General features: G+C 72.8%; 14 protein-coding genes. 2 read left to right on the forward strand and 12 right to left on the reverse strand.

All coding sequences use genetic code 11. The annotated features are described in order from the left end of the window. Positions 1-92: 92 nt before the first annotated feature. The gene (locus QRN56_RS20485; protein WP_285106322.1) at positions 93-3,308 is read left to right on the forward strand and encodes an ATP-binding protein; all 3,216 of its coding nucleotides are present in this window, start codon (positions 93-95) and stop codon (positions 3,306-3,308) included. Here QRN56_RS20485 and QRN56_RS20490 read toward each other — a convergent pair. Genes QRN56_RS20490 through QRN56_RS20500 form a run of 3 tightly spaced genes read right to left on the reverse strand, consistent with a single transcriptional unit; the run spans position 3,292 to position 5,806 of the window. Then, a complete protein-coding gene (locus QRN56_RS20490) occupies positions 3,292-4,041 on the reverse strand; it encodes an ABC transporter permease (RefSeq protein WP_285106324.1) in 750 nt (249 codons plus the stop codon). The genes QRN56_RS20485 and QRN56_RS20490 overlap by 17 nt on opposite strands. Further along, positions 4,038-4,997 (reverse strand): ATP-binding cassette domain-containing protein, encoded by a 960-nt coding sequence (locus QRN56_RS20495; RefSeq protein ID WP_285106326.1) that lies wholly within the window; start codon positions 4,995-4,997, stop codon positions 4,038-4,040. Before QRN56_RS20495 ends, QRN56_RS20490 begins: the two co-directional genes overlap by 4 nt. Further along, positions 4,997-5,806 carry a CPBP family intramembrane glutamic endopeptidase gene (locus tag QRN56_RS20500; protein WP_285106328.1) on the reverse strand — a complete coding sequence of 270 codons (810 nt, stop codon included), beginning with the start codon at positions 5,804-5,806 and terminating at the stop codon, positions 4,997-4,999. Before QRN56_RS20500 ends, QRN56_RS20495 begins: the two co-directional genes overlap by 1 nt. Before the next feature lie 167 nt (positions 5,807-5,973). On the opposite strand from QRN56_RS20500, the gene QRN56_RS20505 reads away from it, so the two are divergent. Next, entirely contained in the window at positions 5,974-6,336 is a 363-nt protein-coding gene (locus tag QRN56_RS20505; protein WP_285106329.1) for a zf-HC2 domain-containing protein, read from the forward strand. Between the two features lie 9 nt (positions 6,337-6,345). Here the strand turns inward: QRN56_RS20505 and QRN56_RS20510 are convergent, their stop codons facing one another. The 9 genes from QRN56_RS20510 to QRN56_RS20550 form a co-directional block, all read right to left on the reverse strand. Further along, positions 6,346-7,911, reverse strand: coding sequence for a glycoside hydrolase family 5 protein (locus QRN56_RS20510; protein ID WP_285106331.1), 1,566 nt, complete (start codon positions 7,909-7,911; stop codon positions 6,346-6,348). Positions 7,912-8,065: 154 nt separating this feature from the next. Next, entirely contained in the window at positions 8,066-9,676 is a 1,611-nt protein-coding gene (locus tag QRN56_RS20515; RefSeq protein ID WP_285106332.1) for an FAD-dependent oxidoreductase, read from the reverse strand. Further along, positions 9,673-10,755, reverse strand: a complete 1,083-nt coding sequence (locus QRN56_RS20520) for a LacI family DNA-binding transcriptional regulator (RefSeq protein WP_285106334.1) — start codon at positions 10,753-10,755, stop codon at positions 9,673-9,675. The genes QRN56_RS20515 and QRN56_RS20520 overlap by 4 nt, the downstream gene beginning before the upstream one ends. Beyond that, positions 10,752-11,807 carry an ABC transporter ATP-binding protein gene (locus QRN56_RS20525; RefSeq protein ID WP_285106336.1) on the reverse strand — a complete coding sequence of 352 codons (1,056 nt, stop codon included), beginning with the start codon at positions 11,805-11,807 and terminating at the stop codon, positions 10,752-10,754. Before QRN56_RS20525 ends, QRN56_RS20520 begins: the two co-directional genes overlap by 4 nt. Beyond that, entirely contained in the window at positions 11,804-12,895 is a 1,092-nt protein-coding gene (locus QRN56_RS20530) for an ABC transporter ATP-binding protein (RefSeq protein WP_285106338.1), read from the reverse strand. Before QRN56_RS20530 ends, QRN56_RS20525 begins: the two co-directional genes overlap by 4 nt. After that, complete coding sequence (locus tag QRN56_RS20535) at positions 12,895-13,791, reverse strand: ABC transporter permease (protein WP_285106340.1); 897 nt, start codon at positions 13,789-13,791, stop codon at positions 12,895-12,897. The genes QRN56_RS20530 and QRN56_RS20535 overlap by 1 nt, the downstream gene beginning before the upstream one ends. Positions 13,792-13,796: 5 nt before the next feature. Further along, complete coding sequence (locus tag QRN56_RS20540; RefSeq protein ID WP_285106342.1) at positions 13,797-14,867, reverse strand: ABC transporter permease; 1,071 nt, start codon at positions 14,865-14,867, stop codon at positions 13,797-13,799. A 2-nt stretch (positions 14,868-14,869) separates the two neighbouring features. Beyond that, positions 14,870-16,531: an ABC transporter substrate-binding protein gene (locus QRN56_RS20545; protein ID WP_285106344.1), complete on the reverse strand. Its 1,662-nt coding sequence runs from the start codon at positions 16,529-16,531 to the stop codon at positions 14,870-14,872. Positions 16,532-16,713: 182 nt separating this feature from the next. Next, positions 16,714-17,166 carry a hypothetical protein gene (locus QRN56_RS20550; RefSeq protein ID WP_285106346.1) on the reverse strand — a complete coding sequence of 151 codons (453 nt, stop codon included), beginning with the start codon at positions 17,164-17,166 and terminating at the stop codon, positions 16,714-16,716. Between the last annotated feature and the right edge of the window lie 9 nt (positions 17,167-17,175).

Here is a 17,175-nt window from a genome sequence, read left to right on the forward strand (position 1 = left end):
GCGGGCACAGCACGTCACCCTTCTGGCCGGGACGGTCGTCGCGTGCGTCGTGGTCGCCGCGACGGTCTCCCGTCCTGTGCCAAGATCTGCCGGTGCAGATCAGGATGATCGGTCCGTTCGAGGTCACTCTGGACGACGGCGCCGCCGCCGACGTCCCCGGGACGCGGCTGCGCGCGCTGCTGGCCGCCCTCGCGCTCAACCCGGGCCGGGTGGTGCCCAGGGCCACGCTCGTGGACTGGATCTGGGGCGAGGCCCCGCCGTCCGACGCGACGAACGCGCTCCAGCGCCTGGTCTCCCGGCTGCGCAAGGTGCTGCCGGACGGCGCCCTGGAGGGTCAGGTGAGCGGCTACCGGCTGCTCGTGGACCCCGACGGCGTCGACGCTGTGCGGTTCGAGCGGCTGGTCGCCCGCGCGCACGACGCCGACGTCGCCGGCAGGGTCCGGCTGCTGCGCGAGGCCCTCGCCCTGTGGCGGGGCCCGGCGCTGCAGGACGTCGGCGGGACGGACGGCGGGATCGACGGTGCGGTCGGCAGCGGGTTCGGTGGTGGGAGCCTCGGTGCCGCCGTCACCCGGCTCGACCGGCTCCGCCTGACGGCCCTGGAGGACCGGTTCGACGCGGAGCTCGGGCTCGGCCACGGCGCCGAGGTGGTCGCGGAGCTGACCGACCTGGTCGCCGAGCACCCCGTGCGCGAACGGCTGGTCGCCGCGCTGATGCGCGCGCTGGCCGCGACCGGGCGCGACGCCGAGGCGCTGCAGGTCTACCAGCGCGCCCGCGAGGCCCTCGCCGACGCGCTCGGCGTGGATCCCTCGCCGGAGCTGTCGGCCCTGCACGTCGCCCTGCTGCGTGGCGAGCTGGCCCCGCGCGAGGCGACCCGCCGGACCAACGTCCGGGCCGCCCTGACCAGCTTCGTGGGCCGGGACGCCGACCTCGCCGTGGTGCGCGGCCTCGTCGCGGACCACCGGCTGACCACGCTGGTCGGGCCGGGCGGCGCGGGCAAGACCCGGCTGGCCACCGAGACCGCGGGCCTCCTGGCCGCCGACCTCCCCGACGGGGCGTGGCTGGTCGAGCTGGCCCCGCTCGGGCCCGACGACGACGTGGCGCAGGCGGCACTCACCGCGCTCGAGCTCCGCGACGCCCTGCTCGGCGAGGGGTCCACCCTGGACGCGACCGACCGGGTCGTCGCCGCCGTCCGCGACCGTGAGGCCCTGCTGGTCCTGGACAACTGCGAGCACGTGATCGACTCCGTGGCGCGGTTCGCCGAGCGCGTGCTCGGCGAGTGCCGGCGGCTGCGGATCCTGGCCACGAGCCGGGAGGCCGTCGGCATCCCGGGCGAGGCGCTCTGGCAGGTGCTGCCCCTGGCCCTGCCGGGCGCCGCGGCCCGCGACGACGAGATCGGCTCCGCGCCCGCCGTCCGGCTGCTCCTCGACCGGGCGGGCGCCGTGCGCGCCGACCTCGCCTCCGCCGCCGGCACCGACGCCGACGCCGCCATGCTGGCGACCATGGCGCGCGTCTGCCGGGCCCTGGACGGGATGCCCCTGGCCATCGAGCTGGCCGCCGCCCGGCTGCGCACCATGTCGATCGACCAGCTCGCCGCCCGGCTCGACGACCGGTTCCGCCTGCTGACCGGCGGCAGCCGCACCGCGCTGCCCCGCCACCGCACGCTGCGCGCGATGGTCGACTGGAGCTGGGAGCTGCTGACGGACGCCGAGCGGACGGTCCTGCGCCGGCTGTCGGTGTTCCGCGGCGGGGCGAGCCTGGAGGCCGCCGAACGCGTCTGTACCGACCCGGCGGCCGACGTCGCGCAGGACGACGTGCTCGACCTGCTCACCGCGCTGACCGAGAAGTCGCTGCTCGTCGCGGACGGCGACGCCCACGCCCCGCGCTACCGGATGCTCGGCACCATCAAGGAGTACGCCGCCGGGCGCCTCGCGGAGGCCGGGGAGGCCGAGCTGGCCCGCCGGGCCCACCTGGCCTGGTGCACCGAGCTCGCCGAGACCGCCGAGCCACACCTGCGCCGCGCCGAGCAGCTCACCTGGCTCGCCACGCTCACCGTGGAGCACGACAACCTGACGGCCGCGATGCGCGGGGCCCTGGCGTCGGGTGAGGCTGCGGAGGCGATGCGGCTGGCGGCGGGCTCCGGCTGGTACTGGTGGCTCAGCGGGCACAAGTCCGAGGGCATGGACCTGCTGCTGGCCGCCACCAGGCTGCCCGGCGACGTGGCGGACGACGTCCGGGCCTGGGTGTACGCCCTGCTCTCGGTGTTCCTGAGCGCCGGCCTGGGCGACGAGCACACGGCCGCCGACTGGATCCACAAGGCCTACCGCTTCAGCCGGGACGCCGAACGGCAGCACCCGGCGCTGCCGCTGACCGTCCCGCTGGAACGCCTGCTGGTGGCCCCGGAGGAGGGCGTGGCGGCCTGGACGGACGTGCTGGACGACGAGGACCCGTGGGTGCGCGCGCTGGCCCGCCTGCACCTGGGCAAGCTCAAGCTGATGATCGGCCAGGACGAGCTCGGGGCCGAGGCGGACCTCCGGCGCGCGCTCGCCGAGTTCCGCGCGCTCGGCGAGCGGTTCGGGATCTCGTTCGCCCTGTCCGAGCTGGCCGACCAGCTCGCGGCGCGCGGCGAGCTCGCGGCCGCCTGCGAGCACTACGAGCAGGCCGCCGTGGTCGTCACCGAGATCGGCGCCGTCGACGACGTCATCCAGATCCGCTCGCGCCTGGCCCATCTGCACTGGCTGCTGGGTGACGAGGAGGCGAGCGCGGCCGCCATGGCCGAGGCCGAGCGGCACGCACGGCGGGTCACGTGGCCGGGCACCCTGGGCGCGCTGGCGCTCGCCAGGGCAGAGCTCGCACGGTGGCGGGGCGACGCCGCCGCGGCGCACGAGCACCTCGCCACCGCCGCGGAGATCTGGGGTGAGGAGTCCGACGGGGCGCACGTCAGCGCCGTCATGCGCGACCAGCTCGGCTACCTCTCGCCCGACCTCGACGAGGCGCGCACCCACCACGCCGCGGCGTGCCGGGCCGCCGTGGAGACCGGGCACGCGCCGATGGTCGCCGTCGCGCTCGTCGGTGTCGCGGACCTGGCGCTGAGGCTCGGGGAGCACGAGCAGGCCGCGCGCCTGCTCGGGGCGAGCGCCGGGGTGCACGAGCGGCGCGACTACCGCGCCACGCCGGACATCGCGCGGGTCGAGGGCGCGGCGCGCGGCCGCCTCGGCGACACCGGGTTCGCCGAGGCGGCTCGGGCAGGACGGGAGCTGGAGCGGGAGTCCGGCTGGGAACCACTCGCCGCCGTCACGCTCGCTTCGTGAACGTGGCCCCCGCCCACAGGTAGCCCACCAGGGCGATGGCCACGCACCAGCCGACGGCGACGAGCGCGGTGCCGAGCGACGGCGTGCCCGCGAGCAGGCCGCGCACGGTCTCGATGATCGGCGTGAACGGCTGGTACTGCGCGAACTGCGCCAGCCCGGGGCCCATCGTGTCGGCCGGGACGATCGCGCTGCTGAAGAACGGCAGCATGACCAGCGGCACGGAGGCCAGACCCGCCGTCTCGGGCGACTTCGCCGCCAGGCCGAGCGCGACGGTCAGCCAGCCGGTCGCGAACCCGAGCAGCACGACCATGCCGGCCACGCCCAGCCAGTCCAGGGGGCCCGCCGCCGGGCCGAACCCGAGCAGGAACGCCACCCCGAGCAGGGCCGCGACGGCGACCACGTTCGTGAGCAGGCTGGCCACGACATGCCCCGTGAGCACGGCGCTGCGCGAGACGTCCATGACCTTGAACCGGTTGATGATCCCCTTGGTCATGTCGGAGTTCACCGCGGTGGCCGTGGACCCGAGTCCGTAGCAGACGGCCAGCAGGATCAGGCCGGGGGTCGCGTAGTCGATGTAGTCGACGCCGACGTCGAAGGCGTCGCCGAACATGTAGACGAACATCAGCAGGATGATGATCGGCATCAGCACCGCGTTGAACACGGCGGTCGGGTTGCGGGCGATGTGCTTGAAGTTGCGGCGCAGCATGACGGCGGCGTGGGGTGTGGCGCTCATCGGGCGGCCTCCGTCTCTGTGGTGCGGTCCGTCGTCTCGGCCGTCCGACCGGTGAGGGCGAGGAAGACGTCGTCGAGGTCGGGGGTGTGCACGGACAGCTCCTCCGCGGTCAGGGAGTACTCGTCGAGCCGGTCCAGCAGGGTGCGCAGCGACCGGGTGCCGCCGTCGCCGGGTACGCGCAGGCTCAGCGCCTCGTCGTCCCGCGTGCCGTCGGCCAGGACGCGCGCGGCGGCGTCGAGCTCCGCGAGGGTGGCGAACCGCAGCCGCACGTGGGTGCCGGGGATCTGGCGCTTGAGCTCGTCGGCCGTGCCCTGGGCCACGATGTGGCCCTGGTCCAGGACGGCGATCCGGTCGGCGAGCTGGTCGGCCTCCTCCAGGTACTGCGTGGTGAGGAAGATCGTCACGCCGTCGGCCACCAGGTCGCGGATGATCGACCACATCGTGCGGCGGCTGCGCGGGTCCAGGCCCGTCGTCGGCTCGTCCAGGAAGATGATCTCCGGGTCGCCGACCAGGGTCATGGCCAGGTCGAGCTTGCGGCGCATGCCGCCCGAGTAGGTCGACGCCGGCTTGTGCGCCGCCTCGGTCAGCTCGAACCGCTCCAGCAGCTCCGCGACGGACCTGCCGCCGGCGCCCCGGCCGTTGAGGTCGACCATGAGCTGCAGGTTCTCGCTCCCGGTCAGCAGCTCGTCGACGGCGGCGAACTGGCCCGTCACGCCGATCGCGGCGCGCACGGCCTTCGCCTCGGTCGCCAGGTCGTGGCCGGCGACCCGTGCGGTGCCGCCGTCGGCCCGGGTCAGGGTGGTCAGCAGGTTCACCGTCGTCGTCTTGCCAGCGCCGTTCGGGCCGAGCAGCGAGAAGATGGTGCCGGCCCGGACGTCGAGGTCGATGCCGTCGAGCACCACCTTGTCCTTGAACGTCTTGCGCAGTCCCGAGACCGCGATCGCCGAGGTGGGCATCACATGACCCCCAGCATCAGCGCGACGGTGCCGCCGGTGGCCATGAGCAGGGTGGTGCCGGCGTGCATCCCGATCGACAGCCGCAGGTCCTGCTTCTTCCAGACGAACCAGGGGCCGGGGAAGAAGAAGATCACGCGGGAGAGGAACACCCACGGCGACCAGAGGTGGTATAGCGAGAACAGGACGGTGCTGAGCACCGGCGCCCACGCACCCAGGTGGGCCAGGCGCGGCATCAGGAACCCGCGGAACCAGTACTCCTCGATGAGCGGCAGCGTGAAGCCGGTGAACGGGATGGACGCGGCCAGCGTGATGATCATGACCGTGCGGTCGTTGCCCTCCAGGTACGTGGTGGCGCTGGCGCCGACGTCGTCGAACGGGAGCCACGTGAAGAAGGCCTCGAAGACGGCCGTGTCGAGGACGGTCAGCACGGAGGACACCACGATGAACCAGGCCATGAGGCCGGCGACCATGGCGACGAGCCGGCCGCGCGGGACCGGCTTGTCCAGGTAACCCAGGACGCCCCGGAGCGAGTACCGGCCGGTGCGCCGGCGGCCGAGCCAGAGCAGACCGAACTGGAGCGGGTAGAGCACGATGACCAGGGCGATCGCCCAGCCCAGGAACGACGGGTAGTCGATGGCCCGCACCAGCGGCTGGGCCACGAGCAGGTAGACGGCGACGATCAGGACGCCGGGCACGAGGTGCAGCGCGATCGACAGGGGCAGGGAGTGGCGCTCGGCGAGCAGCAGCTCGACGACGCGGTTGGTTCGCGTGTCTTCGACGAAGGCCGTGGGGCCGGATATGTTCTCCATGCCGAGGATGCTGTCGGCACCCGCGGACACGACGCTGACACGACGCTGACACGGCTCCCGGACCGTGTCAGCGTGTATCACCCGCACGTTTGGGAAACTCCCGGTGGGCAGTGGCACTATTACCCGGCCAGTCAGACCGGACACTCTGCGCTAAGGGGGCAGTTCGCGTGAGGAACACGGGTGCGCGCCAGGCCGACGTCGCCAGGCTCCGCACCGCGTTGGCCGGGCTGTCGGGCGAGCCCGAGTGGTCGGGCGACGGCATGCAGCGCCCCGAGTGCCGCTCGACGCGGGCCTCGATCCACGACTACCTCTCGGGGCGGCTGCTCCCCCACCGCCGGCACCGGCTGGAGCGACACCTGGACGGCTGTGCCGCGTGCATCCGCGCGTTCATCGACGTCCGCCAGGTGTCCTGGAACCGCAGCGCCCTGGACCGGCGCCTGGTCGCCGACGACCACCGGGGCGGCCGGCACCGCCGGCCCCTCCGCCGACGTGTCAGACGTACAGGTCACTCGGGTGACCTGTACGTCTGACACGCTCCGCTAGGCCGCGCGGACCGCCACCTCGAAGACCCGGGCCACGTCCGGGGTGTAGTTGGACGGGTCGGTGATCACGAGCCGCACCTGGTCGACGGCGGCCGCCGGGCCGGGCGCGCTGACCAGGCCAAGCGTGTTGTCGTCGAAGACGGCCGCCTGCTGCCACCCGGCGGACGTGTGCACCTCGACCGTGAAGTCGCGCAGCACGTTGACCGAGCCCCCGCCGATGAACCCGCTGTACACGTCGACCTGGTCGACGACGGTCGGCGCGTCGAGCGTGATCGTCAGGGTGGGCATGGTGTCACCGGCCGCCGAGAGCCAGCGGCCCGCGTTGGTGCAGTCGCCGTCCACGGCCTTCGCCGCGCCGCTGGAGGCGCTCCCGGACGACGACGCGACCGCCGTGGCCCCGACCGCCGCGTGGTCCGCGCACGGGGACGCGTACGGCTGGTCGGCGAGCCACGCCTTGATCATCGCGCCCTGGTGCTCGCCGCCGAGCAGGTTCCAGTCGTGGTCGAACATCTGCGGCTTCCAGTAGTTGTCGAAGAGCCACGCCGTCCAGCTGATGTGCGGCCGGGCGTCGAGGTACTGACGCAGCGGGATGCCCCAGCCGGACGTCGTGCCCTGGGTGACCACCGGGTCGGAGAACTCGCCGGGCGGGTTCCAGCCGAACTCCGTGAGGATCACCGGGATCTGCTGGGCGGCGTTGCCGAACTTCGCGTCCAGGTTCGCGGCCGTGGCGTCCCCCTGGTTGGGGTACAGGTGGTAGACGTACGCGATGTCGTTCCCGACGATCGGGTCGGCCGCCGCCTGGTTGACGTACGTGCTCCACTGCGGGCCGCCCATGAGCAGCAGCGTCTCGGGCGCGACCGCCCGGATGTCGTCCACCACCGGCTGGATGTACGCCTTCCAGGTGGCCCAGCTCGCGGGCGCGACGGGCTCGTTGAAGACCTCGTAGATCACGTTCGGCACGTCGGCGTACAGCGGCGCCACGTAGTCCCAGAACTCCGCGACCGTGGACTGCGGGACGCCCGTGCTGCCGTAGTCGGACACGTAGTGCAGGTCCACGATGATGTAGATGCCCAGCTCCACGGCCTGCTGCACGTACGGGTCCACGTACTGGGCCACGTTGTCCTCGACGCTGAGCGAACCCCAGACCGTGACGGGCAGGCGCACGACGTCGGACTGCCAGCCGTCGGACACGGTCATGTCGATCACGTCGGAGATCGGCTTGGGATGGCACTCCGGGCACTCGGCGTTGTGCCGCGGCGCCAGCACGGACACGCCGCGCAGCTGCACGGGGGTGCCGGCGGCGTTCACGATCTTGTTGCCCGAGGTGCCCAGCCGCGAGACGGCGGCGGGGGCGGCCTCGGCGGCAGGCGTGGGCTCCGCGGCGGGGGCGACCCCGGCGGCTCCCGCCGCCGGGACCATCAGGCCGAGACCGGCCACGGCGAGCGCGAGCGCCGCGGCGGCGAGCGCGTGCCGCCGCGGCGGGCGGGCCGGTGGCCGGGCGACGGCGGGGACTGGTGAGGTGGGCTGGGGCGCGCGGCCCCTGTGGTGGTTGGTGCGCAGCACGATGGTTCTCCGTTCTTCGTTGAACGAGCGGTCGAGCTCCGGGGGTGGAACCGGTCAGCCGGGTAGCACCACCCCCTCGGTAGGCGCAGGCGGCGTGTCAGGCCTACAGATCCCTCGGGTGACCTGTAGGTCTGACACGTCGGGTGGTGAGGGTTCAGTCACGGTGGGTGCGGATCTTGTCGGGCCAGGCCAGCGCGATGCCGAGGGTGTCGCTCAGCAGGCGCTGGTAGTCGGCCAGCCGCGCGGGGTCGCTGCGCACCTTGCGGGGCGGCAGGCCGCGGTCCAGGCAGAACGCCACGAGCGCCCCGACGGCCTCGCCGATGCCCCACTCCACGGGGTGCAGCCGGTAGCAGCCGTTGGTGATGTGCGTCGTGCCGATGTTCTTGCCCGCGGGCAGCAGGTTCTCCACCCGCACCGGGACGAGGGCGCCGAGCGGCACCTGGAACGGGTACGCCTCGATGTCCACGTAGGTGCGGCCGGCGGTGCTGGGGTGCAGGTCGATCCGGTAGCGGCCCAGGCCCACGGTGTCGGGAAAGATCTCGCTGCCCGCGCCGTCGGGCCTCGCCTGCACGCCCACGTGCTGCTCGGTGACGGTCAGCTCCGCCTTGATGCGGCGGGCCTCGCGGATGTAGGGGGTCTTGGCCAGACCGTCCGGCGTGCCGGTCACGTCGGGGCGCAGGCGCAGTCCGGGGTAGCCGGTACCGCCGTCGGGGCGGGGTGCCTCGGTCTGGAGCCAGTGCAGGAACGAGAGCGACAGCTCGCGCGCGCCCGCGAGCGCCGCCGCGCGGGCGGCGTCGTCGACGCCGGGGCCGAGCAGGGGCGCCGCCCAGTAGTCGATCTGGGGCCAGTTGACGATCGTGACGTCGCCAACCGCGCCGCCGGCGAAGTTCTCGCGGGCCAGGACGCGGCGGAAGGTCCACAGCGGGAAGTGGGCGTTGCGGGCGTGGTCGGCCTCGAACAGGCGCGAGGTACGCGGCTCGAGGGTGATGGGCACGACGTCGTCGAAGGAGAGCTGCGGGCCGGGCCAGAAGGGGGCCACGGCGGTGCGCCAGTGGGCGTAGCCGGCAGGCCGACCCACGGTGTGGTCCTCGCCGGGCCGGTGCTCCAGGGCGAAGCACCAGGAGATCGCCTGCTGGTCGAGGGGGTCGGCGACGGCGGGGGCGTGCGGCTCGCCGGTCTCGTCGCGGCCCTCGGCGCCGACCACGTGCTCGACCGCGGCGAGCTCCAGCAGGTCGCCGAGCTCGGTGGCGTCCACGACGTAGTCGGCGTGCACGGTGGTCTCGTGGCCGTCGCGGGTGTCGCGCAGGGTGACGGCGTCCACCTCGTCGCCGGAGGTGTGGGCGGCGGTGGGCTCGTGACACAGCAGCAGCTCGATCTGCCCGCCGGCGCGCCAGGGCGCGATCATCTCCTCCAGCACGGCGGCCGCGACGCGCGGCTCGTGGCACAGGTGGCTGACGATGCCGAGGCCGGGGTCGAGCAGGGGGTCCGCGGCGGCGCGCGGCGTCAGGGGGTAGTTGCGGCGGTAGTAGTCGCGCACCCGACGGCGCAGCTCGGCGTAGCCGGGCGGGGCGTAGCCGTCCTCGATCCACGTGTGCTCGTCCGGGGGCACGGCCTGCGCGGTGAGCTGGCCGCCGAGCCAGTCGGTGGGCTCGGTCAGCACCACCCGCCGGCCCAGCCGGGCCGCGGTCAGTGCGGCGGCCACGCCGCCCAGCCCGCCGCCCACGATCAGCACGTCCGTCTTGCGCTCGCTCGTACCCGCGCTCATACGGTGCTCCCCCTCGTGTCTCCTGATGGTCCGGCCGGCGGCGCGGCCACGGTCTCTCCCTCGACGACGACGCACTCCACGAGCACGTCCGCGACCGGCTCGCCGGGCTCGTCGAGCATGCCGACGAGCGTGTCGATGGCGAGGCGGCCCACCTCGCGGCGCGGGATCTGCAGGCAGTCCCAGCGCACGGGGGCGTCGGGCGCGACGCCCTCCAGCACGGCGACGGAGACATCGCGCGGCACGGTCAGCCCGCGGTCCGCCAGGCCGTCGGCCAGCGGGTGGGCCAGCCATTCGGCGTCGGCGACGACGGCGGTGACCTCGCCCGTGGCGACCGCGTCGAGCCAGGCGGCATCGAGGCGTCCCTCCTCCAGGCCAGGGCTCGCCGGCGAGACGTCCCGCAGGCCGCGCCGCGCGACGGCGGACTCGTAGCCCCGCCGCCGGTCGGCGTAGGACTCCTCCTCGATGCCGGCGCGCAGGTAGCCGATCCGCTCGTGCCCGAGGTCGGCCAGCCGGTCGACGATCGCGGCGGCGGCCGACTCGTAGTCGGGCACGACGCACGTGATGCGTGTGCCGGGCACCTCGCGGCGGCCGATGTGCACGAAGGGGTAGCCGTCGGCCTCGAGGCGGGCCAGCTCGGCGCGGTCGGCGGCGACGCCGAGCAGCACCGCGCCGTCGGCCACGTTGAGGCGGTTGACGCCGTCGCGGTAGACGCGGCGCCGTCCGTCGCTGCCACCCGTGGAGGTGAACAGCACCAGGTCGTGGTCGATCTCCTCGGCCCGCTCCTCGATGCCGAGCAGGAACTCGAAGTAGAAGTCCTCGCGCGCCCGCGGGAACACCGCCTCGAAGGTGTGCACGCCGAGCAGGCGGTTGCGGCCGGTGCGCAGCTTGCGCGCCGTCGGGTTGGGCACGTAGCCCAGCTCCTTGATCGCGTCCTGGATGCGCCGGACGGTGGCCTCCGGGATGCGCGCGGCGTCCGTGTCGCCGCCGATCACGCGGGACACGGCGGACTGCGAGACGCCGGCCAGCCGCGCGACGTCGGACTGGCGGGGCGCCCGGGCACGGCGCGGGGTGGTGGTCACTCGTTCTCCTGTGTCTTCTGGTGCAGCCAGCAGCGGGCCCAGCGGCCGTCGCCGAGGTCGGTGCGCGGCGGTGCCTGCGTGCGGCACACGTCCATGGCGAACGGGCAGCGCGGGTGGAACCGGCAGCCGGACGGCGGGTCGATCAGGCTGGGCGGCTCGCCCAGGCCGTCCGCGTCGGCGTCGAACAGGGCCGCCCGGTCGCGCGCCCCGCGGCCCGGGTCGGGCGAGGACTCCACCAGCAGCCTCGTGTACGGGTGCTGCGGGTCGGCGATGACCTGCTCCTTGGGCCCGCCCTCGACCATCTCCCCGGCGTACATCACCACGATGTCGTCGCACAGGTAGCGGGCGCTGGCGATGTCGTGCGTGATGTAGAGCAGCGCGAGCCCGTCCTCGGTGCGCAGCCGGTCGAGCAGGTTGAGCATCTCCAGGCGGATCGACACGTCGAGCATCGAGATGGGCTCGTCGCCGAGCAGCACCTTGGGCTCGACGGCCAGCGCACGCGCGATGACGACGCGCTGCCGCTGCCCGCCGGAGAGCTCGTGCGGAAACTTGTCCACGAACTGCTCGGTGGGCGTCAGGGCCACGCGCTCCAGCAGCTCGCGCACCCGCCGGTCCAGCTCGGCCCGGCCGCGCACCCCGTGGTGCAGCTTGAGGGGCCGCTCCAGGTTGTGCCGCACCCGGTGCAGCGGGTTCAGGGAGCCGAACGGGTCCTGGAAGACGATCTGCACGTCCTTGTGGTAGCCACGCTCCACCCGCCCGCGCCGCTGCCGGACGGTTACGCCCTCCAGGGCGATCTCGCCGCTGGTCGGGGCGTAGAAACCGGCCAGCAGCCGGGCCAGCGTCGTCTTGCCGCTGCCGGACTCCCCCACCAAGGCGACCACGCGGCCGCGGTGCAGCGCCAGCGTGGCGCCCTCCACGGCGCGCACCACCGAGCGGGCGCCCACGGCCGAGCGCACCTCGAAGTGCTTGGTCACGTCCACGGCCTCCAGGACCGGGGTGTCCGGGGCGGGGGCGCCGGGGGCGGACGGCGCGGGCACCGTGGTCGCGGTCATCGGGCTCCTCCTGTGCTGGTGCCGGGTGCCGGCTGCGGTCTCTGCGTCGGGTCGTGCAGCCGGCACGCGACGGCGTGCCCGCCCTTCGTGACCAGCTCCGGCAGGTGCGTGTCGCACCCCTCGAACCGGGCCGCGCACCGCGGGTGGAACGGGCAGCCCGACGGCGGACGGCGCAGGTCGGGCGGCGTGCCCGGGATCCCGGTGAGCCGCCGCAGGGGCGCGCGCAGCGGCGGGAACGAGTCGCGCAGCCCGCGGGTGTAGGGATGGCGCGGGTCGTCGTAGAGCTCCGACGCGGTGCCGAGCTCCACGATGCGCCCGGCGTACATGATGGCGATGCGGTCGGCGAGCTCCAGCAACAGGGACAGGTCGTGCGTCACGAAGACGACGGCGAACCCCAGCGTCCGGCGCAGCCGCAGCACCTGGGCCAGGATCTGCCGCTGCATGACGACGTCGACCGCGGTCGTCGGCTCGTCCATCACGACCAGCTCCGGACCGCACGCGAGCGCGAGCGCGATGCTGGCGCGCTGCCGCATGCCACCCGACAGCTCGTGCGGGTAGCTGCGCGCCCGGTCCCCCGAGATGCCCACGGTCGCCAGCAGCTCGGCCGCGCGCGCCCAGGCGGCGTCGTTGCCCAGGGACCGGTCGTGGGTGCGCAGCGCGTCGGCGAACTGCGCGCCGAGCCGCATCACGGGGTTGAGGGCGTCCATGGCGCTCTGCAGCACGATGGACAGGGAGGTCCAGCGCAGCGCCCGCAGCGCCCTGGGGCTCGCGGTGACCAGGTCGACGGCGGCCCCGCCGTCGCGCGGCTGGAACACGATGCTGCCCGCGGTGGTGACGGCGGGCGGCCGCTGCAACCGGGTCAGGGCCGTGATCAGGGTGGACTTGCCGGAGCCCGACTCCCCCGCCACGCCGAGGATCTCGCCGCGGCGCAGGGTGAAGGTGACATCGGCGCAGGCGCGCACGGGGTCGCCGTCGGTCACGTACTCGACGGTGAGGCCGGTGACGCGCAGGACGTCGCCGTCGGCTCCCCGCGCGGCGGTGGTCCCGGCGTCGTCGTGATCGGTGTCGGACATGATCTGGGTGACCATCAGGCATCGCTCCCTACGGACGTCTGCTGTGCGCGGCGCACCACGGAGCGCCGCACCGTGCGCAGCTTGGGGTTGGCCAGCTCGTCGACGCCGAAGTTCACGAGCGTCGCCGCCGTCGCGACCAGGGCGATGCACAGGCCCGGCGGCACGAACCACCACCACATGCCGCGCAGCACCGCGCTCTGCTGCTGGGCGGCCTGGATCATGGTGCCCCAGCTGATCGCGCCGGAGTCGGAGATGCCGAGAAAGGCCAGGCCCGCCTCGGCCATGACGCCGCCGATGACGCCCGACAGGAACATCGCGGCGATCCAGCCGGTCAGGTGCGGCAGCACCTCGTGGAACAGGAGCCGGTGGTGCGGTTCGCCGAGGGTGCGCATGGCGAGCACGAAGTCGCGGTTGCTCACGCTCATCGCCTGCGCGCGGATGGTCCGGGCGCCGCCCGACCAGCCGAAGAACCCGATGATGAGCGCGATGACCCACAGCCCCGTGCCCTGCATGTAGCCGGCGACGATGAGGATGAGCGGCAGCACCGGCATGACGATGAACAGGTTGGACAGGAAGTTGAGCCAGGAGTCGGTGCGGCCGCCGAAGTACCCGGCGGGCAGCCCGACGAGGATCGCGAGCGCCGTGCCGATCACCGCCGAGAGGAACCCGACGAACAGGGAGCCGCGGGCGCCCTCGATGGTCTGCGCCAGCACGTCCTGGCCGAACTGGGTGGTGCCGAGCCAGTGCTCGGCGCTGGGCGGCAGGCCGATCGCGGTCAGGTCGTTGGCACGCGGGTCGAGGCCGGGCACGCTCGCCGTCAGCCACGGCCCGAGCACCGCGAGCAGCACGAAGAACCCGATGACGGACAGACCGACGCGGACCTTCCAGCCCTTCAGGAGTCCCGTTCTCATGGCGCTCACCCCTGTTCCCGGATGCGGGGGTCGAGCACCACGTACAGGGAGTCGGCCAGGAGGTTGGCGAGCAGGGTCGCGAGCGTCACGATGAGAAAGACCCCCTGCATCATCGGGTAGTCGCGCTTGTTGAGGGACTCGAACAGCAGGTAGCCGATGCCGGGGTAGCTGAACACCGTCTCGGTCAGCAGTGCCCCGCCGATCACGCCGCCGAGCGCCATGGCGAAGCCGGTGAAGCTCGGCAGCATGGCGTTGCGGGCGGCGTAGCGCAGGATGACGCGGCCGCGGGAGAGGCCCTTGGCCTGGGCGAGCAGCACGTAGTCCTCCCGGACGGTCGTGACCGTCATGTTCCGCATGCCCAGCAGCCAGCCGCCGAACGCGGAGAACACGATGGTCGCGGCGGGCAGCGCCCCGTAGTGCATGACCGAGGCCAGGAACGGCAGGTTGAACCCCTCGGCGAGGTTGGCGTCGTAGCCGCCCGACAGGGGGAACCAGCCGAGCACGAACCCGAACACCCACAGGGCCAGCAGCGCGACCCAGAAGTACGGCACGGACGACAGGAACGCCGTCAGCGGCGTGAGGATCGAGTCGAGCCGGCTGCCGGCCTTCCACCCGGCGATCACGCCGAGGCCCGTGCCGAGCACGAACGCGAGCACGGTGGTGGTGCCGACCAGCAGCAGCGTCCAGGGCAGCGCCTGAAGGACGAGCTCGCTCACCGGCACGGGAAAGTTGACGACGGAGACGCCGAGGTCGAACCGGGCGAGCTGCCCCAGGTACGCGAGGAACTGCTCGCCGAGGTTCTGGTCGGGGTCGCCGAAGATCGCCCGGATGCTCTCCAGGGTCTCCGGCGGCACCTGCTGCCCGCTGACCCGCTGCAGCTCCTCCACGATGGCGGAGGACGGGTCCCCCGGCATCAGGCGCGGCAGCAGGAAGTTGAGCACGATCGCTGCGGCGGCGGCCGCGGCGTAGAAGCCCAGCCGGCGCAGCAGGAACCCCCAGCGGCGCACGGCCCGCACCGCCGCGGGCGGGCCGCCCGGTGCCGTGCGCACCGGGGCGGGCGCCTCCGTCGTCGTCATGGTCAGCCCTCCGCCGGCTCGAGGCCGAGCAGCGTGAGGATGAGGTCCGGCCCCATCCCGACGAAGGGGATGTGGTCGAAGTTGTCCGGCGTGGGCCAGCCCGACCAGCGGGTCGCGTTGATCTCGACGAAGTAGAAGTTGTCGTACAGCGGGCTGAACGGCACCTCGTCCACGACGAGCTCCTGCATCCGCAGGCCCAGCTCCTTCAGCTCGGCCTCGTCGTCGGTGCTCTCCATCGCCGCGATGATCTCGTCGGCCTCAGGGTTCGAGAAGCGGCCCTGGTTGAGCGTCGCCTTCTCCCCCACCGGCACCACGAAGTCGCCGTCCAGGAAGCCGTAGACGCCGTAGATGCCGGCGCCGCCCGTGGATGCCGCGGTGATGTCGAAGTCGCCGAGGTTCATCGCGTCGTAGTAGCCGGCGGTGGGCTGCCCGGCGGGCTTGACCTCGACGCCGAGCGTGTCGCGCCAGCCGTTGATGAGGATGTCGGCGTAGCTGCCCCAGGCCCAGTCGTTGTTGAACAGGATGGTGGGCTGGTAGCTCTCGCCGTCCTTGACCAGGGCGCCGTCCTTCACGGTCCAGCCGCCGTCGGCCAGCTCGGCCTTGGCGGCCTCTGCGTCGACGGGCCACGGCTCGGCGAGCTCCGGGTTGATCCAGTCGGCGTAGACCGTGGCGTTGAGCCCGGTGGGTCCCGCCTCGGTGCCGGGACGCTGCAGCGTGGTGGTGATGGCGGTGCGGTCCATGGTCATGGCCAGCGCGCGGCGCACGTGGACGTCGTCGAACGGTGGCCGGCCGGCGTTGAACATGGCCGACATCGCGCCGCCGTTCGGGTAGAGCTGGTACAGGTTGTGCTCCGGGTCCTTGGCCGTGTACTCCTGCTCGCCGTTGGCCCAGGAGCCCTGCGCGATGTCGATGTCCCCGCGCAGGAGCTGCGCCTTGGCGGCGTCCGCGCTGGTGGGGATGATCTTGTAGGTGGACATGGGCAGCTCGCCGCCCCAGTAGTCGTCCCGCGCGGTGAGCGTGACCTGCTGGGGCTTGAACTCCGCGAGGGTGAACGGCCCGGTGCCGACGGGCTCGGGGTTGGTCCAGGTGTTGAGGTCCTGGTCGCGCCAGATGTGCTCGGGCACCATCGGCAGCAGGATGTTGGCGAACTGCTTGACCGTGGCGAACGACGGCTCCGCGAACGTGACCGTGAACGTCAGGTCGTCCACCTTCTCGGCCCGCTCGTAGGTGACGCCCGCGATCGAGAACTCCGGCTGCTCGATCGGCAGGTTCAGCGAGAAGACGGCGTCGTCGGCCGTGAAGGGCTCGCCGTCCGAGAACGTGACGCCGTCGCGCAGGTGCACCGTGAGCGTGGTGCCGGCGTCGTCGAACTCCCAGCTCTCCGCGAGCCACGGCTCGACCACGGCGCCGTTGCTGTAGTCGACGCGCATGAGCGGCTCGTAGACCAGCTCCATGTTGGGCGCCTTGTCGACGGCGGGGCCCACCACGTTGTAGTTGTGGACGAACGTGGTGCCGCCGTCCGTCTTGCCGTAGATCATCGTGTCGTCACGCCCGCCCGCGGTCCCGTCGCCGGACGACGAGCCGCCCGCACAGGCCGAGGTGAGCAGGACGAGTGAGACGACCAGCGCTGAAACGCGCCGCCCGAACGATCGTGCGTGTCCCATGCCAGATCCCTTCCGCTTCGTCGAGGTGGATCACCGCGCATACGCTGCGCATTCTCTGCTCATACGTATGAGCAGCGACTCGCGACGGTGCGGAGGGTTGCTCTTACGTATGAGCGAGGACATTAGGGGCGGGCCGGGCGGGGTGTCAACACCTTGGGGGTAGGAGGTTTGGAGCGGGAGGCTCAGGGGACCTGGCGGGCCTCGGGCGGCATCTCGTCGTCGATCGCCGCCTGCACGAACTGCATCAGGGAGTGCTCCGGACCGATCGTGAACCGCTTGGAGACCTTGAAGACGGGGTACGCGCCGTACTGGGCGCTCTGCACCAGCGCGGTGCGCTGGTCCGCGTCGTAGGACCAGTGCGCGCCGGCGCCGTTCCGCACGACCACCTCGCCGACGTACGCGCCCATGCCGAGACTGAAACCCTTGTCGAGATCGGCCGGCGATGCCGACTCCAGCAGGCTCTGGATCAGAACCTCGAGTGCTGTGATCGACTCGACCGTGTAGTCGAAGAGGTCGGAGGCACGAGAGCTCTGGACGAACTCGTCCGCGAGGCGGCGCATGAGCTCCGCCATCTCCCCGTCGCTGGGCGGGCGGACGTCGTCCGTTTCCTTGGGCTTCCTGCGCCACCATGCCATGCGGTCATC

This window comes from Promicromonospora sp. MEB111 (genome assembly GCF_030209445.1).
Taxonomy (GTDB): Bacteria; Actinomycetota; Actinomycetes; order Actinomycetales; family Cellulomonadaceae; genus Promicromonospora.

Coding starts and splice junctions, on each gene's coding strand:
- QRN56_RS20490 (WP_285106324.1), bottom strand. CDS start 4,041: ATGAGCGCCACACCCCACGCCGCCGTCATGCTGCGCCGCAACTTCAAG.
- QRN56_RS20495 (WP_285106326.1), bottom strand. CDS start 4,997: ATGCCCACCTCGGCGATCGCGGTCTCGGGACTGCGCAAGACGTTCAAG.
- QRN56_RS20500 (WP_285106328.1), bottom strand. CDS start 5,806: ATGGAGAACATATCCGGCCCCACGGCCTTCGTCGAAGACACGCGAACC.
- QRN56_RS20515 (WP_285106332.1), bottom strand. CDS start 9,676: ATGAGCGCGGGTACGAGCGAGCGCAAGACGGACGTGCTGATCGTGGGC.
- QRN56_RS20525 (WP_285106336.1), bottom strand. CDS start 11,807: ATGACCGCGACCACGGTGCCCGCGCCGTCCGCCCCCGGCGCCCCCGCC.
- QRN56_RS20530 (WP_285106338.1), bottom strand. CDS start 12,895: ATGGTCACCCAGATCATGTCCGACACCGATCACGACGACGCCGGGACC.
- QRN56_RS20535 (WP_285106340.1), bottom strand. CDS start 13,791: ATGAGAACGGGACTCCTGAAGGGCTGGAAGGTCCGCGTCGGTCTGTCC.
- QRN56_RS20540 (WP_285106342.1), bottom strand. CDS start 14,867: ATGACGACGACGGAGGCGCCCGCCCCGGTGCGCACGGCACCGGGCGGC.
- QRN56_RS20545 (WP_285106344.1), bottom strand. CDS start 16,531: ATGGGACACGCACGATCGTTCGGGCGGCGCGTTTCAGCGCTGGTCGTC.
- QRN56_RS20550 (WP_285106346.1), bottom strand. CDS start 17,166: ATGGCATGGTGGCGCAGGAAGCCCAAGGAAACGGACGACGTCCGCCCG.